17 protein-coding genes are annotated in these 22,506 nt (G+C 61.6%); 5 read left to right on the plus strand and 12 right to left on the minus strand.

The annotated features are described in order from the left end of the window. Positions 1 to 23 precede the first annotated feature (23 nt). The 6 genes from AC1DRN_RS08555 to AC1DRN_RS08580 form a co-directional block, all read right to left on the minus strand. Positions 24 to 788, minus strand: a complete 765-nt coding sequence (locus tag AC1DRN_RS08555) for an IclR family transcriptional regulator (protein WP_223463295.1) — start codon at positions 786 to 788, stop codon at positions 24 to 26. A gap of 171 nt (positions 789 to 959) precedes the next feature. After that, on the minus strand, positions 960 to 1,349 hold the full coding sequence (locus AC1DRN_RS08560) for a RidA family protein (RefSeq protein ID WP_057714589.1): 390 nt from the start codon (positions 1,347 to 1,349) through the stop codon (positions 960 to 962). Positions 1,350 to 1,377: 28 nt separating this feature from the next. Beyond that, positions 1,378 to 2,172, minus strand: coding sequence for an amino acid ABC transporter ATP-binding protein (locus tag AC1DRN_RS08565; protein ID WP_223463294.1), 795 nt, complete (start codon positions 2,170 to 2,172; stop codon positions 1,378 to 1,380). Further along, on the minus strand, positions 2,169 to 2,831 hold the full coding sequence (locus AC1DRN_RS08570) for an amino acid ABC transporter permease (RefSeq protein WP_457265935.1): 663 nt from the start codon (positions 2,829 to 2,831) through the stop codon (positions 2,169 to 2,171). The genes AC1DRN_RS08565 and AC1DRN_RS08570 overlap by 4 nt, the downstream gene beginning before the upstream one ends. Before the next feature lie 8 nt (positions 2,832 to 2,839). Continuing rightward, positions 2,840 to 3,502 carry an amino acid ABC transporter permease gene (locus AC1DRN_RS08575; protein WP_108217292.1) on the minus strand — a complete coding sequence of 221 codons (663 nt, stop codon included), beginning with the start codon at positions 3,500 to 3,502 and terminating at the stop codon, positions 2,840 to 2,842. 51 nt (positions 3,503 to 3,553) lie between these two features. Beyond that, complete coding sequence (locus tag AC1DRN_RS08580) at positions 3,554 to 4,402, minus strand: transporter substrate-binding domain-containing protein (protein WP_223463292.1); 849 nt, start codon at positions 4,400 to 4,402, stop codon at positions 3,554 to 3,556. 372 nt (positions 4,403 to 4,774) lie between these two features. Here AC1DRN_RS08580 and wecB point away from each other — a divergent pair, with 372 nt between their 5' ends. The 4 genes from wecB to AC1DRN_RS08600 are packed head-to-tail and all read left to right on the plus strand — an operon-like array spanning position 4,775 to position 12,136. After that, entirely contained in the window at positions 4,775 to 5,926 is a 1,152-nt protein-coding gene (wecB, locus tag AC1DRN_RS08585) for a non-hydrolyzing UDP-N-acetylglucosamine 2-epimerase (RefSeq protein ID WP_223463291.1), read from the plus strand. Then, positions 5,923 to 8,097 carry a cyclic di-3',5'-guanylate-activated glycosyltransferase NfrB gene (gene nfrB / locus AC1DRN_RS08590; RefSeq protein WP_223463290.1) on the plus strand — a complete coding sequence of 725 codons (2,175 nt, stop codon included), beginning with the start codon at positions 5,923 to 5,925 and terminating at the stop codon, positions 8,095 to 8,097. Before wecB ends, nfrB begins: the two co-directional genes overlap by 4 nt. Further along, complete coding sequence (locus AC1DRN_RS08595; RefSeq protein WP_457265934.1) at positions 8,094 to 11,258, plus strand: NfrA family protein; 3,165 nt, start codon at positions 8,094 to 8,096, stop codon at positions 11,256 to 11,258. The genes nfrB and AC1DRN_RS08595 overlap by 4 nt, the downstream gene beginning before the upstream one ends. Beyond that, a complete protein-coding gene (locus AC1DRN_RS08600; protein ID WP_223463288.1) occupies positions 11,258 to 12,136 on the plus strand; it encodes a DUF4434 family protein in 879 nt (292 codons plus the stop codon). The genes AC1DRN_RS08595 and AC1DRN_RS08600 overlap by 1 nt, the downstream gene beginning before the upstream one ends. 92 nt (positions 12,137 to 12,228) lie before the next feature. On the opposite strand, the gene AC1DRN_RS08605 is transcribed toward AC1DRN_RS08600, so the two are convergent. Next, on the minus strand, positions 12,229 to 12,633 hold the full coding sequence (locus tag AC1DRN_RS08605; protein ID WP_223463287.1) for a MerR family transcriptional regulator: 405 nt from the start codon (positions 12,631 to 12,633) through the stop codon (positions 12,229 to 12,231). Between the two features lie 76 nt (positions 12,634 to 12,709). Here AC1DRN_RS08605 and AC1DRN_RS08610 point away from each other — a divergent pair, with 76 nt between their 5' ends. Further along, positions 12,710 to 13,936: an NADH:flavin oxidoreductase/NADH oxidase family protein gene (locus AC1DRN_RS08610; protein ID WP_223463286.1), complete on the plus strand. Its 1,227-nt coding sequence runs from the start codon at positions 12,710 to 12,712 to the stop codon at positions 13,934 to 13,936. Positions 13,937 to 13,943: 7 nt separating this feature from the next. On the opposite strand, the gene AC1DRN_RS08615 is transcribed toward AC1DRN_RS08610, so the two are convergent. The 5 genes from AC1DRN_RS08615 to cobW form a co-directional block, all read right to left on the minus strand. Next, the gene (locus AC1DRN_RS08615; RefSeq protein ID WP_223463285.1) at positions 13,944 to 15,590 is read right to left on the minus strand and encodes a phospholipase D-like domain-containing protein; all 1,647 of its coding nucleotides are present in this window, start codon (positions 15,588 to 15,590) and stop codon (positions 13,944 to 13,946) included. A 110-nt stretch (positions 15,591 to 15,700) separates the two neighbouring features. Further along, the gene (locus tag AC1DRN_RS08620; RefSeq protein ID WP_317851139.1) at positions 15,701 to 16,246 is read right to left on the minus strand and encodes a vWA domain-containing protein; all 546 of its coding nucleotides are present in this window, start codon (positions 16,244 to 16,246) and stop codon (positions 15,701 to 15,703) included. A gap of 119 nt (positions 16,247 to 16,365) precedes the next feature. Next, complete coding sequence (locus AC1DRN_RS08625; protein WP_457265933.1) at positions 16,366 to 17,373, minus strand: magnesium chelatase ATPase subunit I; 1,008 nt, start codon at positions 17,371 to 17,373, stop codon at positions 16,366 to 16,368. A 163-nt stretch (positions 17,374 to 17,536) separates the two neighbouring features. Continuing rightward, positions 17,537 to 21,394, minus strand: coding sequence for a cobaltochelatase subunit CobN (gene cobN / locus AC1DRN_RS08630; protein WP_457265932.1), 3,858 nt, complete (start codon positions 21,392 to 21,394; stop codon positions 17,537 to 17,539). A gap of 3 nt (positions 21,395 to 21,397) precedes the next feature. After that, positions 21,398 to 22,468 (minus strand): cobalamin biosynthesis protein CobW, encoded by a 1,071-nt coding sequence (gene cobW / locus AC1DRN_RS08635; protein ID WP_457265931.1) that lies wholly within the window; start codon positions 22,466 to 22,468, stop codon positions 21,398 to 21,400. Positions 22,469 to 22,506: the final 38 nt, after the last annotated feature.

A 22,506-nucleotide genomic window follows, 5' to 3' on the forward strand; every position in this document is an offset into this window, starting at 1 on the left:
CACGCGGCCGCAGGCAGCCGCTGTTATTCGTTGATGCGACGGGCCAGGCTGTTGGCGCTGTCGATCAACACCCGGCGGTAGTCATTGTAGTTTTTCTTGGCATCGGCTCGTGGAGCGACGATGCACAGGGTCGCGATGGCCACGCCGCCGGGGTCTTTGACCGGGGCGGCAAAGCAATGGGTAAAGGTGTCGGCGACGCTATCGAAAGAAAAGAAACCATCGATTCCGGCCTGACGGATTTCCTTGAGAAACTGTTCCAGCGGCAAGCGTTCGCCGTCAGGCAGGATGAAGTCGTCGTGGTCGATCAGGTCGACGATTTCCTGGTCGCTCAGGTGCGCCAGCAACAGCCGCCCGGAGGCGGTCCAGGGGATGGGTGCGTTTTCGCCAATGTCCGAGGAAATGCGGAAATGCCGTTCCCCCTCCTTCATCAGCGCAACGGTGTATTTGCGCCCGTTGAGCAGGCACATCTGCGCCGTTTCACGGGTCTGGCTGACGATTTCCTGCAAAGCGTGATCGGCTTCACGGGTCAGGTCGAAATGGCGCAAGTGGGCCTGGCCGAGAAAGTACAACTGGCGACCGAGGTAGACATGACCGTCCTTGCCCACCGGCTCCAGGATCCGCCGTTCCAGCAGCGAGGCCACCAGTTCGTAGACTGTGGATTTGGGGCTGCCGATGCCGTTGGCAATGTCGTTCGGGCGCAGGGGCTGGCCGATCTCCTTGAGGAAATCGAGGATATCGAACGCCCGGTCCAGACCGCGTGCCCGGCGCTTGATGGTGTCTTCGGTCATTTCAGTGGTTCCCATTCATAATGCCGGGAGTCTAACCAAAGTGCGTTGTTGGCGGTTAGATCGCCATCGCGAGCAAGCTCGCTCCCACAGAGGTTGAAGTTGTGACTGCAATCTGTGGCAGCACACAAAACCTGTGGGAGCGTGGCTTGCCCGCGATGGGTGCGACTCGGTTCAAGCCTTTTTCTTGTAGGCAATGCAGTCGATCTCGACCTTGCAGTCGACCATCATGTTCGCCTGCACGCAGGCCCGCGCCGGGGCGTGTTCCGGTTTGAAGTATTCGGAGAACACCTTGTTGAAGCTCCAGAAATCCCGCGGGTCTTCCAGCCACACGCCGGTGCGTACCACGTCTTCAAGGCCATAACCGGCCTCTTCAAGGATGGCGATCAGGTTCTTCATGGTCTGATGAGTCTGCTCGACGATGCCTCCGACAATGATCTCGCCATCCAGCGCCGGCACCTGGCCAGACACGTGCAGCCAGCCATCGGCTTCGACAGCACGGGCAAAAGGACGGGGCTGACCGCCGCCGGCGGTGCTGCCGGTGCCGTAACGAGTAATGCTCATGGGTGTTTCTCCTGCTTTGAAAATGACGTTAAAAGCGAGTGCTTTTGAGAAATTCCGCCAGCCGTGGCGATTGCGGGCGCTCGAACAGGTCCTTGGGCGGCCCCTGCTCTTCGATACGCCCCTGATTCATGAATACGATCTTGTCCGAAACCTCGAAGGCGAAGCGCATTTCGTGGGTCACCAGCAGCATGGTCATGCCGTCCTCGGCCAGGCCCTTGATCACACTCAACACTTCGCCGACCAGCTCCGGGTCGAGGGCCGAGGTCACTTCGTCGAACAACATCAGGCTCGGGTTCATGGCGATGGCGCGGGCGATCGCCACGCGCTGTTGCTGCCCGCCAGACAACTGACCGGGAAAGTGATCGCGACGCTCCAGCAGGCCGACGCGCTCGAGCCATTTCTCGGCCAGGGCCACCGCCTCGTCTTTGCGCAGTTTCTTGACCTTGAGCAGGCCCAACGTGACGTTCTGCAACGCGGTGAGGTGCGGAAACAGGTTGAACTGCTGGAACGCCATGCCGGTCATGGCACGATGACGGGCAATGACTTTTTCCGGGTGGCGAATGCGTTTGCCGTTGACCTCGTCATAACCGATGGATTCGCCGTCGAGCAGGATCTGCCCGCCCTGGAACTCTTCGAGCATGTTCACGCAACGCAGCAGCGTGGTCTTGCCCGAGCCGCTGGAACCGATCAACGTCACCACATTGCCGCGCTGCATGCTCAGGTCGACGCCCTTGAGCACTTCGAGCTGGTCGTAACGCTTGTGCAGGCCGCGAATATCCAGCAGCGGCTGGCCGTTTTGTGCATGGGTTTGAGTCTGAGTCATGGCAAAGCCACCCGCTTTTCAATGTGCCGGCCGAGTAACTCGATGCCGTAGTTGATGACGAAGAACAGGAAACCGGCGAACAGGTAAAACTCCAGAGTCATGAAGGTCCGGGCGATGATCTGCTGGGTGCTGAGCAGCAACTCGGCGACGCCGATCACCGACAACAGGGTCGAGGCCTTGACGATCTCGGTCGACGAGTTGACCCAGGTCGGCAGAATCTGCCGCAGCGCCTGGGGCAACAGCACGTACCCGAGGGCCTGAAAGAACGTCAGCCCGATGGCCTTGCTCGCCTCCATCTGCCCAAGCGGCAAGGCCTGCAAGGCACCGCGCACAATCTCGGCGACATGGGAGCCGCAGAACAGCGTCAGCCCCAGCGCACCGGCCTGGAACGCACTGATCTGCCAGCCCAGCGCCGGCGCCATGTAAAAGCACGCCAGCACCAGCACGAACACGGGCGTGCCGCGAATCACATCGACATAAAAACGAAACGGTGCGCGCATCCAGAATTTGCCGTAGGTCAGCACCAGCCCGGCGACGACGCCAACCAGCGTGCCGAGCAAAATCGCCAGCACCGACACCTGGACGCTGGTCAGAAAGCCTTGCCACAGCACTTCCCGCGCCACCCACAACTCATGCAACCAACTGGGGGATTCGTACATGGGGCCTCCTATCGGCGAATCGCCAGACGCTGTTCGAGGTAACGCAGCATCATGGCAATCAGGTAACAGGCCGCCACATAAAGCGCCGTGGTCACCAGCCAGGTTTCAATCACCCGGTAGCTCTCGACATTGATCTTGCGCGCGTAATAGGTCAGCTCCGGTACCGCAATCGCCGCCGCCAGCGAGGTGTCCTTGAACAGCGAAATGAAGTTGTTCGACAGGGCCGGCAACACATTGCGCAGCATCACCGGCACGGTAACGTAGGCCTTGACCTGCCACTCGCCCAGGCCGATAGCCAGCCCGGCTTCGCGCAGGCCCTTGGGAATGCTCAGCAAACCGCCGCGGAACACTTCGGTCAGGTAGGCTCCGGCGTACAGCGACAGGGTGATGATGAACGAGGGAATCTTGTCCAGCCGGATCCCCAGACTCGGCAACGCAAAGTAGATCAACAGGATCAACACCAGGATCGGCGTGTTACGAATCACCGTGACATACACCGACGCCAGCACCCGCAATGCGCGATGCCTGGACAGCAAGGCAAACGCCATCATCAGGCCGATCACGCAGCCGATGGCGATCGACACCAGGGCCAGTTCAAGGCCCATACCGAGCCCCGCCAGCAAGGTGTCGAAATCGCGCCAGACGGCGGCAAAGTTCAACTGATAGTTCATGGTCAGCAGTACCTTGAGCGGGGCGCATATCGGCGCCCCACTCTCACGGGATCATTTGAATTCGACGGGAAAGCCAATCGCCGGCGTTGGCAGATCCACACCGAACCACTGTTTGAACGATGCCGCGTAAGTCGGGAACTCAACGCCGGTCATGGCCTCATGCAGGGTGGTGTTGACGAAATTCAACCAGTCCTGGTCGCCACGCTTGACCGCGCACGCATAGGTCTGCGGGCTCCAGGCGTAAGCCGGGCTGCGGTAGCGGCCGGCGTTCTGCACCATCAGGTACTTCACCGAAGACTGGTCGGTGGCCGCCGCGTCGGCGCGGCCGGAGTTCACCGCCTGATACATCAGGTCCACGCTGTCGTACTGATCGACCTTGGCCTTGGGCAGCGCCTGGTGCACCAGTTCTTCGGCGTAGACGTTTTGCAGCACCGCCACGGTGAGACTGTCACCGGCGGCTTTCATGTCATCGATTTCCTTGTACTTGCTGTTCGCCGGCAGCAGCAGGCCGACACCTTCGCGGTAGTACGGCAGGGTGAACGCCACTTGCTGGGCACGGCTGGCCGTCACGGTGATGAACTGGCAGCTCATGTCGACCTTGTCGGTCAGCAGGTTGGGGATACGCGCGTCGGACGACTGCACCACGAACTCGACCTTGCTCGGATCGTTGAACAGCCCCTTGGCCACCATGCGCGCGATATCGATATCAAAGCCTTGCAACTTGCCGTCGGCGCCCTGGAAGTGCCACGGCGCGTTGGTGCTGCCGGTGCCTACAATCAGTTTGCCGCGGGCCAGAACGCTGTCGAGCTTGCTGTCCGCCGCCTGGGCCACGCCCATGGCAGCAGCAGAGGCTGCGAACAGAAAAACACATGCTGTGAACAAGGAAGGTCGGCGATGCATGGCAAGCACTCCAGGGCAATGTTTATTCCGCTATACCGGAACTTGGTATGTAACAACGGAATAAACAGCAGAAAGTGTGCCACAGGATGTGGAGGGAATGTGAGGGAGATTGAAATGTGTTTTGAATCAGAGGGATGCGTGCAAACAGGAAAAAACGTTACCAACCGCACACACGAACTGACGCTACCGTTGGCTACAGGGGACGGGTATCTGGTTCTCAATTGGGTGCACATGAACCCATTCGAAGCAAAACCCGCGACTCTGAACTGCATAATTGGACAACCACCCGTCCGACTGCTTTATTGTACGCCCTAGAAATTACCGGTTTTAGCAACCGCGCCGTATTCGGCGAGTGCGGTCCAAGGAGGGTTGATGTCATTTAAAGTCATGATGGTTTTCGGTACGCGTCCGGAGGCTATCAAGATGGCCCCCTTGGCACGAGTCCTGCGCAATTGGCCGGGTATCTCCCTGAACATCTGCTCCACCGGCCAGCACCGGGAAATGCTCAAGCAGGTCCTCGACTCGTTCGAACTGACGGTCGACGAAGACTTGCAGGTGATGACCCAGGGCCAGACCCTCAACGGTCTCTCCGAACAATTGCTGGGGCATCTCGACAAAGCCTACGAGCGAGTGAATCCGGATATCGTGTTGGTGCATGGCGACACCACCACCAGTTTCATTGCCGCCCTCGCCGCCTTCAATCGCCAGATACCCATCGGCCACGTCGAGGCGGGTTTGCGTACCGGCAACTTACGCGCACCCTGGCCGGAAGAAGCCAACCGACACCTGACCGGTGTCATCGCCGACCTGCATTTCGCACCGACCCTCCTCAACCAGGACAACCTGCTGCGCGAAGGTGTGTCCAAGGCCAACATCGAGGTCACCGGTAACACGGTGATCGATGCGCTGGTATGGATGCGCAAACACCAACAGGAAGTCCACTGGCACCCGGCCGCCGATTCGCCGCTGGCCGTGCTCGACGACAACCGGCGCATGGTGCTGATCACCGGGCATCGCCGGGAGAACTTCGGCGGCGGCTTCCGCAACATCTGCCTGGCCCTGGCCACCCTTGCCGAACGTTATCCCGATGTACAATTCGTCTATCCGGTGCACCTCAATCCGCAGGTGCAAAAGGCGGTCTACAGCGTTCTCTCGGACAAACCCAATATCTATCTGGTGGCGCCACAGGATTACCAGCACTTCGTGTGGCTGATGGACCGCGCTTATTTCATTCTCACCGATTCCGGTGGCATCCAGGAGGAAGCGCCGGCCATTGGCAAACCGCTCCTGGTGCTTCGCGATGTCACAGAGCGGCCATCGGCGCTCGAAGGCGGAACTGTGGTGCTGGTGGGCACCGACACCGATCGCATCGTCAATGAATCGAGCCTGTTGTTCGATGATCAAGCCACCTTCGAGCGCATGAGCCGGGTCCACAGCCCTTATGGCGACGGGCACGCCAGCGAGCGCATCGCCAATCGCCTCGTCATCTGGCTCAAACACCGTACGGCTGGAAAAGCCGTATGAGCCTGGTGTTTGTCGACCTCTTTGCCTATGCGTTGTTCGGACTCAAATACCTCGCGATTACCCTGGCCCTGCTGATGTTCATACTCGGGCTCGATGACCTGTTCATCGACCTGGTGTACTGGACCCGCAAACTGATCCGGCGCTGGCGGATCTATGAAAAATTCGAGCGCGCCGATGAGCAACGGCTGTACACCATCGGCGAAAAACCCCTGGCGATCATGGTGCCGGCGTGGAACGAAGTCGGCGTGGTCGGCGAGATGGCGCGCCTGGCCGCCTCGACCATCGACTACGAGAACTATCAGATTTTCGTCGGCACCTACCCCAACGACGCCGAGACCCAGGCCGACGTCGATGCGGTGTGCCGGCATTATCCCAACGTGCACAAAGTGGTGTGCGCCCGTCCCGGCCCCACCAGCAAGGCCGACTGCCTGAACAACGTGATCGACGCCATCCTGCGTTTTGAAAGCGATGCAAAGATCCAGTTCGCCGGCTTCATCCTGCACGATGCCGAGGACGTGATTTCGCCCATGGAGTTGCGCCTGTTCAACTACCTGCTGCCGGCCAAGGACCTGATCCAGATTCCGGTCTATCCCTACGCGCCGCAATGGAATGGTTTCACTGCCGGGCATTACGTCGACGAGTTCGCCGAGAACCATGGCAAGGACGTCATCGTGCGTGAAGCATTGACCGGGCAAGTGCCCAGCGCCGGCGTCGGCACCTGTTTCAGCCGCAAGGCCATCAGTGCCCTGCTCGAGGACGGTGACGGTATCGCTTTCGACGTGCAGAGCCTGACCGAAGACTACGACATCGGTTTTCGCCTCAAGCAAAAAGGCATGAAGTGCATCTTTGCCCGCTATTCGGTGACCGACCCGAAACTGGCACTGGAACAACCCTGGGTGTTCGGCATGGACCGCGCCTTTTCCCAGGTGATCTGCGTGCGCGAGCACTTTCCCCGGGACTTGCAGTACGCGATCCGGCAGAAGTCGCGCTGGATCGTCGGCATTGTGTTCCAGGGCACCAAGAATCTGGGCTGGAGCCGCAAAGGCATGCTCAATTATTTTCTGTGGCGCGACCGCCGTGGCCTGATTGCGTACCTGTTGAGCTTCCTGGTGAACATTCTGCTGGTGGTGATGCTCGCGCTGTGGCTGGTCACCGAGTTCGCGCCGAATGCCTGGCGGTTCCCCTCGATCCTCTCTGACAGCGCGTTGCTGGTGGGCCTGCTGTGGCTCAATGGTTTCATGCTGCTCAATCGTCTATTCCAGCGCGGTTGGTTTGTCACCCGCTTTTACGGACTGGGCGAAGGACTACTGTCGGCCCCCCGGATGGTGTGGAGCAATTTCGTCAATTTCTTCGCCAACCTTCGGGCGTTGCGCCAAGTGATGGAAATGGGCGATTCCCGGCGCGTCGCCTGGGACAAGACCACCCATGAGTTTCCGGCCCTGGCCGAGGCCCAACGCACCCCGCTGGGCCATCGTCTGGTGGAAAAAGGCCTGCTCTCTGAAGATCAACTCGAAGCCGCGATCACCAACCCGGTACGCCGGCGCCTGGGTCAGGAACTACTGCTGCGCGGGCACATCGACACCACGCAACTGGTGCAGGCTCTGGCCGAACAACTGGACCTGGAATGGGCGCCACTCAATCCGTTCAAGCTCGACAAACGCCTGATCGACGCCGTGCCGCGCAAAATCGCCACGCACTACGGCGTGCTGCCGGTCGGCGAGGAAAACGAAACCCTGGTACTGGCCTCCGAAGGGCCGGTGAGCCAGGTGTCCCTGGGAGCCATCAGCCGTCAACTGAAGCGCCCGGTGCGTTGCCGCCTTGCCCCACAAGGCCGGGTGACGCTGGGGATCCGCTACTGGTACGCCAGCCCTCGTCAAAACGAAGAAGTACATCAGATGCTTGAGGTGCTCGAAAAAAATCAGGACGACGAAGACCTGATCGAGCGCGTCAGCCATCACCAGGTATTGCTGGGCAATCTGTTGCAAGTACGCGGCATGGTGCCGCCAACCCTGTTCAATCAGGCGCTGATCGATTTCGATGCGGAAAGAATGGCTTTAGGTGAACACTTGATTGAACGCGGCATGATTACACAGGAAATTCTCGAACAGGCCTTGGTCGATCAGGCGAGCGAGCAGCACGCTGCCTACTGCATTGCCCGGGAGGCCGCATGAAGCCTGTCCATCGTCAGACCTTGATGGCCAGTAGCCTGTTGCTCTGCCTGAACACGCCGACGTGGGTGCAAGCCGAACCCTTGACCGATTTCGATCAGTTCCGCAGTTACCCCTATATGGACCGCAGTTACCGCGAAGCGAAAAACGGCAACTGGAAGGAAGTCGAACGGCTGATGCGTCACCTGCTGAGCCAAGTGCCAGGAAATGATGAAGCACGGGCACTGCTGGTGCAATCGCTGGTCAAGCAGCAACGCTACGAAGACGCCGTGCAAGCGCTGCAGGATACCCCGGCCAACAGCGAAGCCCTGCTCAACCTGCGCCTGGCCTGGATCGAACAGGATCCGCCGGACAGAAAACAGGTGGAGCAATGGATAGCCTCCAGCAATCTGGAACAGCGGGTGCGCCTATGGCAGGCCTACAGCGCCAGCCTGGCCAAGCGCGGTGGCGCGGCCTCGGCCCATGACTGGCTGGCGCAACTGCCACCCAAGGGTGATGAGCAAGCGCTGCAACAGGCCCGGGCCAATTGGTCCGAGCAATTGCACGATTGGGATAGCACCATCAAGGAACTCGCGCCCCTGGCCGCAAAACAACAACTCGATGCCCAAAGCTGGCAACGCCTGGCCAACGCCTACGTGCAACGCCTCGACGAGCAACCTTTGCAGCAATTGCTGCAAACGGCGCCAAGCCCGGAAGCCGCGCGCAAGACCCGACTGGCCATGGTTGACCGAGCGATTGCCATGGGCCAGGTCCAGCAGGCGCAGCGCTGGATGCAATCGCTGCCGCCCGCCGATCTTGCCAATCCGGCGCAACGCCAGCGTCTGTGGGAACTGGCGCGGCAAACCGGCGACAGCGCCACGGTACAACGCTTGAGTGGTGAGTTGCAGCGGCCGTGCCTGGAGACCGCCGACTGGCTGTCGCGTCGCGATCCGCAAGCGGCACTGACCCAGTTGAAAGGTTGCCAGCCCGAAGAAAATCCGCAAGCGTGGCTGGTCCTCGCCCAGCGCCTGCAAGCCACCGACCTGCTGCAAACGACCCGTCTGCCGGAGCCCTGGGACACGCGACGCCGCGAACACCTGCTCGACGTCTGGCAGGAGGAAGGCCGCAGCGACAAAGTCATGGCCTACCTCGCCAGCCAGCCGCAGACCGCCGACGTGGTCAAACGCCGCGCTGAACTGCTCCAGGCATCGGATCACGATACCGAGGCGGCGGCATTCTGGGAGCGGCATTACCAGCAGACCGGCAACCTCGATTCGCTCAATCAGGCGACCTACCTGGCGCTGAAAGCCGGCCAGCGCGAACATGCGCAGCAATTGCTCGAGAGCGCCTTCGACCGCCACGGCGGCAAGCTGCCGACGCCCCTGCTGCAACGGTTGGCGGGGTTGTATGCCGCGTCGACACCGACCCCAGCGCAACAGCGACGCATCGTTTCGTTGCTCAACCTCGTCGACCCCGCCACTCGCGGGCAGTTGCTGGCGCAACTGGCGGAAAACGGCCAGTGCGGCGCGGTTCAACAGGCGATTGGCGATCAACCGCAAGCCGCGGGCGACTACCGCGCCCTCGGCCGTTGTGCAATGCCCGAGCGCCCCGGCGAAGCGGTGGTGTATTACCAGAGCGCCGAAAAAATGGGTGACCAGAACACTCGCCTGCCACTCGCCTACGCCCTGGAGGCTGCCGGAGACTCGGCCGGTGCCCTCGCCATCTGGCGCAGCATTCCGGATGCCGAACTCAGCGACAATGCCCGCCTCACCGCCAGCCGCGGCGCCCTGAATATCGGCGCCACGCAAACAGCCGAACGCTACTGGCAACTAAGCCGCACCCGTGGTGCCAATGAGTGGACGTTGGGCGCGGCGATTGCCGATGCCCAGGGCGATCACACCCTCGCGCTGCAACGCCAGCGTTCCGCCCTGCAGCTGGTACCCGATGCCGAGCATTACTATGCGGCTTCGGTCACTGCGCAAAAGGCCGGCGACCTGCAACAAAGTACCGAATGGCTGGCCGAAGCGGCGCGGCGCGAACCGGACAATCCCCGTTATCGTGCCGACTACGGCGTGCGCCTGGCCAGTGCCGAGACCAAGGCGGAACGCGCCCGCTCCATCCCGTATCTGCAACGCGCCACCCAGGATTTCCCGGAAGACTATCGCCTCGGCGAAACCCTGGCCTGGCGTTATGACGAGGTCGAGAACAGCGCCTCGGCGCGCAAGGAACTGGAACGCGTGATCGACCTGGAGCAGAGCCCGGTGGCCGCCGATGACGAAGAAGGCAGCATGGAGGCACGGCGCTATCGCCAGCGTCGCGCTCATGAAAGCCTGTCCCGTCGCGACTCAGTCACCATCGCCAGTACCTGGTCGCCGGCCGGGATATCGACCAACGACTTCGTGCGCCCCGACGACAGCACTGGCACGCAGCGACGCTCCACTTCACAGAACGTGCAACTGGCCATGTGGGACCACGCATTGGGCGATGAACCCAGCCGCGCTGGCAGCACGCAGTCGGTCTATGGCCGTGTGTTGCTTGGCGGCGTGGGCCGATCGAGCTATGCCGAATCCCTGGGTACCGGCGTCGGCCTGCGCTACAAGCCCTGGGGCACCGCCAACATCAACTTCTATGGCGAGATCTACAAACAAAGCCAGTTCGACGACCAGGACAACCATGGCCTGAGCCTCGGCCAAATGCTGGTCCCCGACAAGGTATCCGATCAGACCGAGGATCACCGCGATGATGGCCACACCACCACCGACTACCTGCTGCGGTCAACGGCGTCGTTCCTTGATCAGGGTCGATTCCGCAACGATTGGCGGGTCGATGAAAGCGATTGGGAGGAGCGCTTCCTCTACCTCGACGCGGCGTGGTGGACCAAGGCCGGCGACCATCAATGGCTGTCGCGCTTCCAACAGGGTCACACCTGGAAGCTGCCGTTCAACGGCGCGCAAACGATCATGCCGTACGGTTTCCTCGAATTCGCCAGCCAGGACCCGAGCAACGACTGGCGCCAGGATCTGCGCACCGGTCTGGGCCTGCGTTGGCAATGGTGGTTCAACGATGACATTTACAATGCCTATCGCGCGCACCTGACGGTGCGCACCGAGTATCAACAAGCGTTGGGCGGCAATCTGTATGACGGCGGTAACGGCGTGCTGGTGGGCGTGGAGTTGAATTTCTGATGAAGCGACTTCTTTTGGCTGTGTGCCTGCTGTTGGGCGCCACGGCGACCCATGCCGACGAACGGATTTTCTATCAGCCGCTCAATGTCGATGCCAACCTGAGCCAGGCGCAATGGCAGCGAATCTGGCAGGACACTGCGCGCCAAGGCGCGCACACGGTGATCGTGCAGTGGACGGCCTACGGTGACTCGGACTTCGGCGGCGCCAACGGCTGGCTCGCGACCAGCCTGAAACTGGCCCAGGCCCAAGGCTTGAAACTGGTGCTGGGCCTGCGCATGGACCCGGCCTATTACCAGCGCATCGATGAGCTGGACAGTGCCGGGCTGGCGACCTACTGGCAGGCGCAACTGGGGCTGTCGCTGGCCCGGCAGCAGACGTTGCGCAAGGACTGGAAACTCCCGGTCAGCGGCTGGTATTTACCCATGGAACTGGATGACTCGCACTTTCTACCGCTCGATCGTCGGCAAACCCTGCAACGCCAACTCAAGGATTTCGCTGGCAAGCTCGACGCGCCGCTGCACATCAGCGTATTCAGCGTCGGTAAACTTGCGCCACAGGTGAATGGCCAGTGGCTGGGCGAAGTGGCCAACGCCGGAATCCAGGTATGGTGGCAGGACGGAGCCGGCACTGGACGCTTGCCACCCGTGGTTCGCAACGGCTACGCCAATGCACTGCCCTGCTCCATCGGCATCGTCAGGGAAGCCTTCCGGCAAGTCAGTGCTGCCGGGCAACCTTTCCGTGCCGAACCGATGCCCCCGCAATCAACCTCGTCGGGCTGCCACCCTACGTCGGTTTTCTCCCTGCGCTATCGACCATGGGGTAAGGCGATTCTCGACAACCAGCACAAAAACGAGGTCGGCGATGTACAGAACCATTGAAGACGAAATGTTGAAAAGATCGGTGCCGGCTGGGCTTATGAACCGATCCATCCAATCCGCGAGCAGGCCTGCCCCCATGTCCCATGGCTGACCTAATGCTTGAATGACGTCATCACCCGTTCGGCATTTTCATCGCAGCTCATGCCTTCGGGCCTGGCCTGAATGGTGTCGATCCAGCCCAGCAACTGCGCCTTGCTATGGGCCAGGTGCCGTTGCATTTCTTCGATCTGCTCGATCTTGCGATGCAGGCCGGCCATCAACTCATCGTGCTTGAACGCGCCCGTCACATTATCCGGCAGTAACTGCTTGAGTTCTTCCAGGCTGAAACCCGCTTGTTGTGCGCACTGGATGAGTTGCAGGGTTTGCAGCGCCTGTTGCGAGTAACGCCGATAACCGTTGGCAGAGCGCTCGACCTGGCGGATCAATCCCTGAGACTCGTAAAAACGGATGCGCGAGGCGGTCAACCCACTCAACTGTGCCAATTCCCCAATCTTCATAGGGGCCTCATTTATTCGCTTGACATTAAAGTTAACTTTAAGCTTAGCCTCTGCTCATCACTTCGAGGAGTCAAGCATGTCGCCCTTCCAGATCTTGAATCTGCCCAACGGCCAGATCATCGGCAATCGCATTGCCAAAGCCGCGATGGAAGAGAACCTCGCCAATACCGATCAGGTGCCCGACCAAGCGCTGTTGCGCCTCTATCAGGCCTGGGCCGAGGGCGAAGCCGGCTTGTTGCTGACCGGCAATGTGATGATCGACCGCCGCGCCATGACCGGCCCCGGCGGTGTAGCGCTGGAAGACGAGCGCCATCTGGAACGCTTCCGCCAGTGGGCAAGTGTCGGCCGGGCCGGCGGTGCGCACTTCTGGGTGCAGCTCAACCATCCTGGCCGCCAGACCATGGCCAACCTCGGCCAGCAGGCCTTGGCGCCATCGGCGGTTGCGCTGGATCTCGGTCAGTTTTCGAAGATGTTCGCCGAACCCAAACCCATGAACGAGGACGACATCCAGGAGGTGATCCGACGCTTCGCCACCAGCGCCGCACTGGCGGAGAAAGCCGGCTTTACCGGGGTGCAGGTCCACGCCGCCCACGGCTACCTGATCAGCCAGTTCCTTTCGCCGCTCACCAATCGGCGCACTGATCAATGGGGCGGTTCGCTGGAAAATCGTGCGCGCCTGCTGTTGTCCGTCGTCGCGGCGGTTCGCCAGGCGGTGTCGCCGCAATTCTGTGTGTCAGTAAAACTCAACTCAGCGGACTTCCAGCGCGGCGGTTTCGATGCCGATGATGCACGGCAGGTAATCCAGTGGCTCAACGAACAACCGATCGACCTGCTGGAACTCTCCGGCGGCAGTTACGAAGCACCGGCCATGCAAGGCGAAGCGCGCGACGGCCGGACCCTGGCGCGGGAGGCGTACTTTCTGGAAATGGCCGGTGAACTGGCCAGCGTAGCGCGGATGCCGGTGATGGTGACGGGCGGGATCCGGCGTTTGGCAATCGTCGAACAGGTCCTCGACAGCGGCATCGCCATGGCCGGCATCGGCACCGCGCTGGCCGTGGAACCGCACCTGGTCAAGCACTGGCGCGAAGGCCGGGACATTCATCCGCAGCTGCCGCCGATCCGCTGGAAGCGCAAGCCCCTGGCGGCGTTGGCGAACATGGCGGTGGTCAAGTTCCAGCTGCATCGCTTGAGCCGTGGGCGCACCACCCGACCCAAGGTTTCGGCGTTGTTGGCGTTGATTATTGATCAGTTATACATCGCCAAACGCACGCGTCAGTATCGCCGGGCCATGAGCGCGGACTGATGGATCGCTATTGGCCGGTAAACCGCAGTCGCGACAACATCCGTAGATCCCCCGCGCGGTAATAGTGATCAGTCCAGCTGTTATCCGTCGCCAACGGCTGGACCTGCTTGAGCGCAAGTTTTTTCGCGAAATAGCGAAAGCGGTAATGCTCGTAGAACCGCAGCAACTCCAGGCCATAACGGTCTGCCAGATCGGTATCGCCGCGAATGATCAGATAGTTTTCGTCATTGCCGTTGCTGGCTGCGTCGCTGAGGTTGTGGCTACCGCTTATGATCGTCGGCGCATCACTGGTGAAGTCAGTGACGATGGCTTTGGTGTGCACCAGGATATTGCCCTTCTGACCCTCCCTGCTTTCCTGGAGCCAGCCTTCCAGCCCTTTGTCGAGCAGGGCAACGGTGGTGAATTCAGCGGTACGGTCGGCATGAAACCCGGTGATTTCGCTGGCGGTGTTTTGCAGGCCATAGCGCAGGATGTCGTCATGGGGCAAGCCGAGCAAGGCGTTGAGGATGGCATCGGGCAAGGCGAACGCAGTGACGAACAGCACGTCCTTTTTCGCGGCATTGATGATCGAGACGAACTCATCCAGGTCACCCCCGCCCGAGCGCGGCGAGAACCCGGCGAAAAGTGCCTGCGTCGGATCCATCGGGTTGTGCTGCGTGATCCATTGCCGCGTGGCGCCGACATCTGCCGGCGTGCTCCAGACCTGCTCGAAGGTTTGCAGATAACGGGTACTGAGCCGCGTATCGTCCAGCACATGCACCACGTTGGCCTGACGGTAAACACCGTTGGGGGTGAAGTTGGTACTGCCGCAGAGTACCGCTTCGGGTTGATGCTGCCCCGCTGCGTCGAGCCGACTCAAGACCATAAACTTGTTGTGAAAGATATTGTGGGTGACCCGCCCGCGTTTGTTCGCCTGGGGGATATTTTTCAGGCTGACCTCGTTCAAGGCGGTAGTGTCTTCGCCCGGTTGCGCGTGATAAAGGACGCGAACTTTCACGCCGCGTTCCAGCGCAGCCTCCACTGCGTCGACTATCACCTGTAACTGGTACTCATAGATGGCGATATCCAGCGCCCACTGGCCATCGACAGCACGCGCGATAAACCCCAACAAGCGCCCGAGCAAACCGTTCTCCAACCATCTACGCGGGGCTTCGGGCCAGGCTTCGATGGGCAGCTTGTTCCTTTTGCCAATGAGTGCATCGAGATCGGGAAACTTGCGCTCGAACGCCTGACTGGCGGCTACTGCGCGGTTGAAGTTGACACTTTGGTTGCCGGGATGGCCATCGTCGGAGGTGACCGTTACCTCCAGGCACTCACCCAGTTGTGGCGCATTGTGGCTGCCGTAGACCGGGTAGACCCGATAATGGATCGTCATCCCCGGATTGACCGCGTAATCGGCCCAGCGGAATTTCTGTAACGGTGCGATATCGCTGGGCGTGGCGTGAAACTGGGGGAAGGTATGGTCCTTGTCCGGGAACGTCAGGCTATTGAACAGAAACATCCAGGGTTTGCTGCCCTGCTGTTTTTCAATGGCAAAACCCAACAGGCCAATGCGACGGGATTCGGCCAGGTCCATGGCCAACAGCACGCCATTGGTGCCGGCGTAAGCCTTGACGCGAAAATCGCCCTGTTCATTGACGGCCAGGATACGCATGGTTCACTCCTGTGATGGATTTGCCCGGTGAGCATAGATCGTCGATGAATTTTTTACCCTGACGACCCGAAACCGGATTGATGCCTTCGCGAGCACAGACAGCGCAATGCTCAGCCTGGAAGCAGCTCGTCCATATGTCGATAATCCGATTGCAGCTGCGCAGCCAAAACTTTGCTGCGCCCAAGACGAATCGGCCCGCGTTCGATGTCGATCACCAGACCTGGGCATTCGATTGCCGGCAGTATGGACCAGTCCTTCAGCCGCCCATCGGTCACCAATAAAAGTCTTTGCTGTTCCGCCGGAAAGCGTTTTTGCCGCGCGGTCAGCCAGTGCCTCGCCTCACCCAGCGCCGCCAGCAACGGCGTTCCACCACCTGCGCCGAGCCCATCGAGCCAATGGCGCAAACCGTTGGAAGCCTTCAACCCTTGCACCTGCCACTTGGGCACCGAGCCGCTGGCGGTCAGCAACGCCAGGCGCGCACGTTGGCGGTAGGCATCATCGAACAGCTGCGCCAGCAAGCCTTTGGCATCACTCAACGCCTGATGACGGCGGGTCGAAGCCGACGCATCGACAATCACCAGCCACAGTTCATGGGGCGAACGGGTGCGCAGTTGATACAACAGATCAGCACGCTGACGGGGCCGACCATTAAGCAAGGTGCCTGGCCAGTTGATCGAACCGCTACGTGCTGCATGACGCTTGCCCTGTTTGCCGTGGTCCAGCCGCCCGGCCCGGGGTCTGGCATTCGCCCCCGCGTCTGAGCGAGGGCGAATGCCTAGGGCTTTTTTGGCCAGCTCGGCACTTCACGTCGTGCGCCGACCGCCAGCGCCTGGGCGGGCAATTCGCCCCACTGGCCCTGCCCTTCGCCGGGATTGGCGTTCTGCGGCGCGCAGGGTTGCGCCGCTTGGGATTGCGCAGGAGCCGGTGCTGAGTGCTCGCGACGACGATGGCGCAAGGCGAACTCGGCGACGGCGTCGATATCTTCCTCGGCGATGGCCTTCGCCCCGCGCCAGGCGGCATGAGCCCGTGCGGCACGCAGCCAGACCAGGTCGGCGCGCAAGCCATCGACGCCCGCGGCAAAGCAGCGTTCGGTAATCTGTGCCAGCGCCTGGTCGTCGAGGGGAATGCTTGCCAGTGCATTGCGTGCGTTCTGGCAACGTTCGCGCAAAGACGCCTGCGCCGACTCCCATTCGGCACAGAAACCTTGCGGATCACTGTCGAAATCCAGGCGACGACGGATGATCTGACCTCGCTCGACGGGCGCGGTGTGGCCTCCGAGGGCGACGTTCAAGCCGAAACGGTCCAGCAGTTGCGGGCGCAGTTCACCCTCTTCCGGGTTCATGGTGCCAATCAGCACGAATTTCGCCGAATGCCGATGGGAAATGCCGTCACGCTCCACCAGATTGGTGCCGCTGGCAGCCACATCGAGCAGCAGGTCAACGAGGTGATCAGGCAACAGATTGACCTCGTCGACATAGAGCACGCCACCATCAGCCTTGGCCAGTACGCCGGGGGAAAACTGTGCGCGCCCTTCGCCCAGCGCCGCATCGAGATCAAGGGTGCCGACCAGGCGCTCCTCGGTGGCACCCAATGGCAATGTGACGAACTGACCGCTGGCCAGCAGGTCCGCCAGACCGCGGGCCAGGGTCGACTTGGCCATGCCCCGCGGGCCTTCGATCAGCACGCCGCCGATTTTCGGGTCGATGGCGGTCAGGTACAGGGCCAGCTTCAAGTCGTCGGCACCGACCACGGCGGAGAGGGGAAAGTGCGGGGTGTCGGTCATTGTTTTATCTCAGTCATGGTCGGTGATCTCACCGGCGCCCCAATCCCTGTGGGAGCGAGCTTGCTCGCGATGGCGGAATGTCAGGCAACATTTTTGTCGACTGAACGAATGTCATCGTCGGAACGCCGCCCGGAGCAAGCTCGCTCCCACAGGTTTAAGTGCGTCAGCTGTCTTCTTCTATATCCAGCAACAAATTCTCCAGCGCCTCTCGGTACTCACCGGGCTCCTTCCACATCCCGCGCTGTTGCGCCTCGAGCATGCGCTCGGTCATGTCGCGCAAGGCATGGGGATTGTGTTCACGGACAAAATCCCGAGTGTCCGGATCGAGCAAATAGGCATCCGCCAGCAAGGCGTACTGGTGATCATCAATCAACTGCGTGGTGGCGTCGAAGGCGAACAGGTTATCGACCGTCGCGGCCATTTCGAACGCACCTTTGTAGCCGTGACGCTTAACGCCTTCGAGCCACTTCGGATTGGCGGCCCGGGAACGGATCACCCGGTTCAGCTCTTCCTTCAAGGTGCGAATCTTCGGCAGGTCCGGTTGGCTGTGATCGCCATGATAACTGGCCGCGGCCTCGCCTTTCAGGCTTTCCACCGCTGCGAGCATACCGCCCTGGAACTGGTAGTAATCGTTGGAGTCGAGCAAATCATGCTCGCGGTTATCCTGGTTTTGCAGCACCGCCTGTACCTGGCTCAGGCGCTGGCTGAACTGTTCGCGGGCGGCGGTGCCTTCGTCGGAACCGCCGTAAGCATAGCTGCCCCAGTTGAGGTAAACCTCGGCCAAATCCTCGCGGCTCTGCCACAGGCGACCATCGATGGCACCCTGCACCCCTGCGCCGTAGGCACCGGGCTTGGCGCCGAAAATCCGCCAGCCGGCCTGACGTCGCGCCGCGTCTTCATCGAGCCCCGTCTGCAGCAAAGCTGCACGCTCGGCGCGCACCTTGGCCGCCAGCGGATTGAGGTCGTCCGGCTCATCGAGGTCGGCCACCGCTTGCACCGCCGCGTCGAACAAGCGAATCAGATTGGCAAAGGCATCGCGGAAGAACCCGGAAACACGCAAGGTCACGTCCACCCGCGGACGGTCAAGCAAACTCAGCGGCAGAATCTCGAAATCATCGACCCGCTGGCTGCCGGTCGCCCAGACCGGGCGCACGCCCATCAACGCCATCGCCTGGGCGATGTCATCGCCGCCGGTACGCATGGTCGCGGTGCCCCACACCGACAGACCGAGCTGGCGCAAATGATCGCCGTGGTCTTGCAGGTGCCGTTCGAGGATCAGGTTGGCCGACTGGAAACCGATGCGCCACGCCGTGGTGGTCGGCAGGTTGCGCACGTCCACCGAGTAAAAATTGCGCCCGGTGGGCAGCACGTCCAGACGCCCACGACTCGGCGCGCCGCTGGGACCGGCCGGGACGAAGCGACCGCCAAGGGCGTCTAGCAGACCGCACATTTCCGCCGGACCGCAGGCGTCCAGACGCGGGGCGACCACCTCGCGCAGGCCATCGATAATGGCGCTCACCTCTGCCCAGCCTGCCCCCTGTAGGAGCGACGGTGCGGCGTTCCGACCTGCTCGCGATGGTGTATCAGTTAACATCAATGTGGCTGACACACCATCGCGAGCAGGCTCGCTCCTACAGGTGCTATTCAAAACGTCCGAAATCAACTGCGCGGCGAACAACTCCAGGCGTTCGCGGGTATCGCCCGCCGTACGCCAGGTCTCTTCGCTGATGTTCTCAAGAGCCTCGGGGCGCGGCCCTGTCCACGGTTCGGCCAGCGCACAATCGAGCGGGTCGAAACCCAGTTCGAAAGCCTTGGCCAGTGCCCGCAGCAGACTCGACTGCGCGCCCCGGCCATCGCCCCGTGGAATACGCAACAACGCGAGCAACGTATCGATACGCAAACGACCGGTGGGCGACTCGCCGAACACATGCAGGCCATCGCGGATCTGCGACTCTTTCAAGTCGCACAGATAAGTGTCGAGTCGCGGCAACCAGATCGCTGCATCGGCATCGCCGTCGAGCTGCTCCTCCAGTTGCAGTTCACGGTCGATGTGCGTGTCGCGCACCAGTTGCAGGATGTCGCGCTGCAACTCGCGGGCGCGGCGCGGATCGAGCAACTGCGCTTCGTAATATTCGTCGGCCAACAGCTCGAGGTTGCGCAGCGGGCCGTAGGTTTCGGCGCGGGTCAGCGGTGGCATCAGGTGATCGATGATCACCGCCTGGGTGCGCCGCTTGGCCTGGGCGCCCTCACCCGGGTCGTTGACGATGAACGGATAGATGTTCGGCAACGGCCCGAGCAGTGCATCCGGCCAGCAGTTTTCCGAGAGCCCCACGCCTTTGCCCGGCAGCCATTCGAGGTTGCCGTGCTTGCCGACGTGGATCACGCCGTGGGCGCCGTAGGTGTTGCGCAGCCAGAAGTAAAACGCCAGGTAACCGTGGGGCGGGACCAGGTCCGGGTCGTGATACACCGCGCTCGGGTCGACCTGGTAACCCCGGGCCGGTTGAATGCCGACGAAGGTCAGGCCGAAGCGCAGGCCGGCGATCATCATCCGTGCGCTGCGGCACATGGGGTCGTTTTCCGGTGCGCCCCAACGTTCGAGCACCGCCGCGCGATTGGCTTCGGGCAGTGCATTGAACATCGCCAGATAATCATCCATCCCCAGGCTCTGCTGGCACGGACGCAGGTCAAGGGTATCGAGATCGTTGCTGACGCCGCCCAGCAACTGCTGGATCAATGCTGTGCCGCTGTCCGGCAACTCAGCCGGCAACGGATAACCTTCGGCATGCAGCGCCCGCAGAATATTCAGCGCGGCTGCCGGGGTGTCTAGGCCGACGCCGTTACCGATGCGGCCGTCGCGGGTCGGGTAATTGGCGAGAATCAAGGCAATGCGTTTTTCTGCATTGGGCACCCGCGCCAGATCGACCCAGCGCCGGGCCAGTTCGGCAACGAAATCCATACGCTCAGGTTGGGCCCGGTAGCACACCACATCCGACTGACTGCGCTCACTGCGCCACGCCAGGTCCTTGAAACTGATCGGGCGGCTGATGATGCGTCCGTCCAGCTCAGGCAAGGCTATGTGCATCGCCAGGTCACGGGGGCCAAGCCCCTGTTCGCTGGCGCGCCAACCGGGCTCGTTGTCCTGGGCGCAAATCGCCTGGATCACCGGAATATTGCGGCGAAACGGCCGTAGATGGGGTGCTTCAGGACTGGATTGGGCGAAGCCGGTGGTGTTCAAGATCACCGAGACGCTGGTCTCATCCAGCCAGTCCTCGACCACGGTAAGACAACCGGGCTCTTTCAGGCTGGCCAGCGCAATCGGCAACGGATTCAACCCCGCCGCCTGCAGGCGCTGGCAAAAAACATCAATAAAAGCAGTGTTCGCCGCCTGCAAGTGCGAGCGGTAGAACAGCACCGCCGCCACCGGTTGATCGGCGTGCCAGCCGGCCTGCCAGTCGCTCAGCGCGGCTGCGTGTTTGTGCGGATGGTAAATCGCCGTGCGTGGCAGGGTCTGCGGCTCGCCCCAGGTGTAATCACGGGCCAGCCAGCGGTTGGCCAGGCAGCGGAAGAAATCGAGGGCGTTGCCCATGCCGCCCTGGCGCAGAAACTGCCAGAGCCGGTCGCGGTCCTCGGCGCCGACGGTGCTCAGGTCGCTGAGCTCCGGGTCCGGACGATCATCGCCCGGCACCAGAATCACCTGCACGCCGCGCTGCGACAGTTCGACCAGGCGCTCGATGCCGTAACGCCAATAGGCGATACCGCCGTGCAGCGAAATCAGGATCACCTTTGCGTGACGCAGCACTTCATCGACGTACAAATCGACCGAGGCATGGTTCTGCACCTGCATCGGGTTGGCCAGGCGCACGCTCGGGTAATCGTCGGGCAATTGCTGCGCCGCTTCGGCGAGCAGCGCCAGGCTGGAGTCGCCGCTGCACAGGATCACCAGCTCGGCGGGGGTTTGTCCAAGGTCGGCAATGTTGTCATCCGACACGAAACCGCCGGGCTGGGTCCTGAGCAGGTGCATGGCTTACACGCTGAGCGCGGCGCGCAATTGCGCTTCGAGAACCGTGGCATCCAGTTCCTGGCCGATCAGCACCAGACGGGTGACTCGCGCTTCTTCAGCACCCCACTGGCGGTCGAAGTGCTTGTCGAAACGTGTGCCCACGCCCTGGATCAGCAGGCGCATCGGTTTGTTCGGAACGGCGGCGAAGCCTTTGACTCGCAAGATGCCGTGCTGGACCACCAGTTGGGTCAGCGCGTCCATCAGCAGGCTTTCATCGGCTTGCGGCAGTTCGATGGAGATCGAATCGAAGGCGTCGTGATCGTGGTCATCATGATCGTCGTCGCCATCGTGATGATGGTCGTGGTGGCTGTGACGGCTGTCGATGTGCTCTTCGGAGCCGGCACCCAGGCCGATCAGCACGTCCAGCGGCAGGCGACCGCTGCTGGCTTCGACGATTTTCACCGCTGGCGGCAATTCCTCGGCGACTTCCAGGCGCACACGGGCCAGGTCCGCCGGGTTGATCAGGTCGGTTTTGTTGAGGATCACCAGGTCAGCGCTGGCCAGTTGGTCGGCGAACAGTTCGTGCAGCGGCGATTCGTGGTCCAGGTTCGGGTCGAGTTTGCGCTGGGCGTCGACCTGATCCGGGAACGCGGCGAAGGTGCCGGCGGCGACGGCCGGGCTGTCGACCACGGTGATCACTGCATCCACCGTGCAGGCACTGCGGATTTCCGGCCACTGGAAGGCTTGCACCAGCGGCTTGGGCAGCGCCAGGCCGGACGTTTCGATGAGGATATGGTCGAGATCGCCGCGACGGGCCACCAGTTCGCGCATCACCGGGAAGAATTCTTCCTGAACCGTGCAGCACAGGCAGCCGTTGGCCAGTTCATAGACACGGCCTTTGGCTTCTTCTTCGGTGCAACCGATGGAGCATTGCTTGAGGATTTCGCCGTCGATGCCCAACTCACCGAATTCGTTGACGATCACCGCGATGCGGCGACCCTGGGCGTTGTCGAGCATGTGGCGCAGCAGCGTGGTCTTGCCCGAGCCAAGAAAGCCAGTGACGATGGTGACAGGGAGTTTGGACAGTGTTTTCATCGGATGCCCTATGGCTTAGGTGGCGGGCATACGGGACG

It is taken from the genome of Pseudomonas sp. P5_B3 (assembly GCF_056400405.1).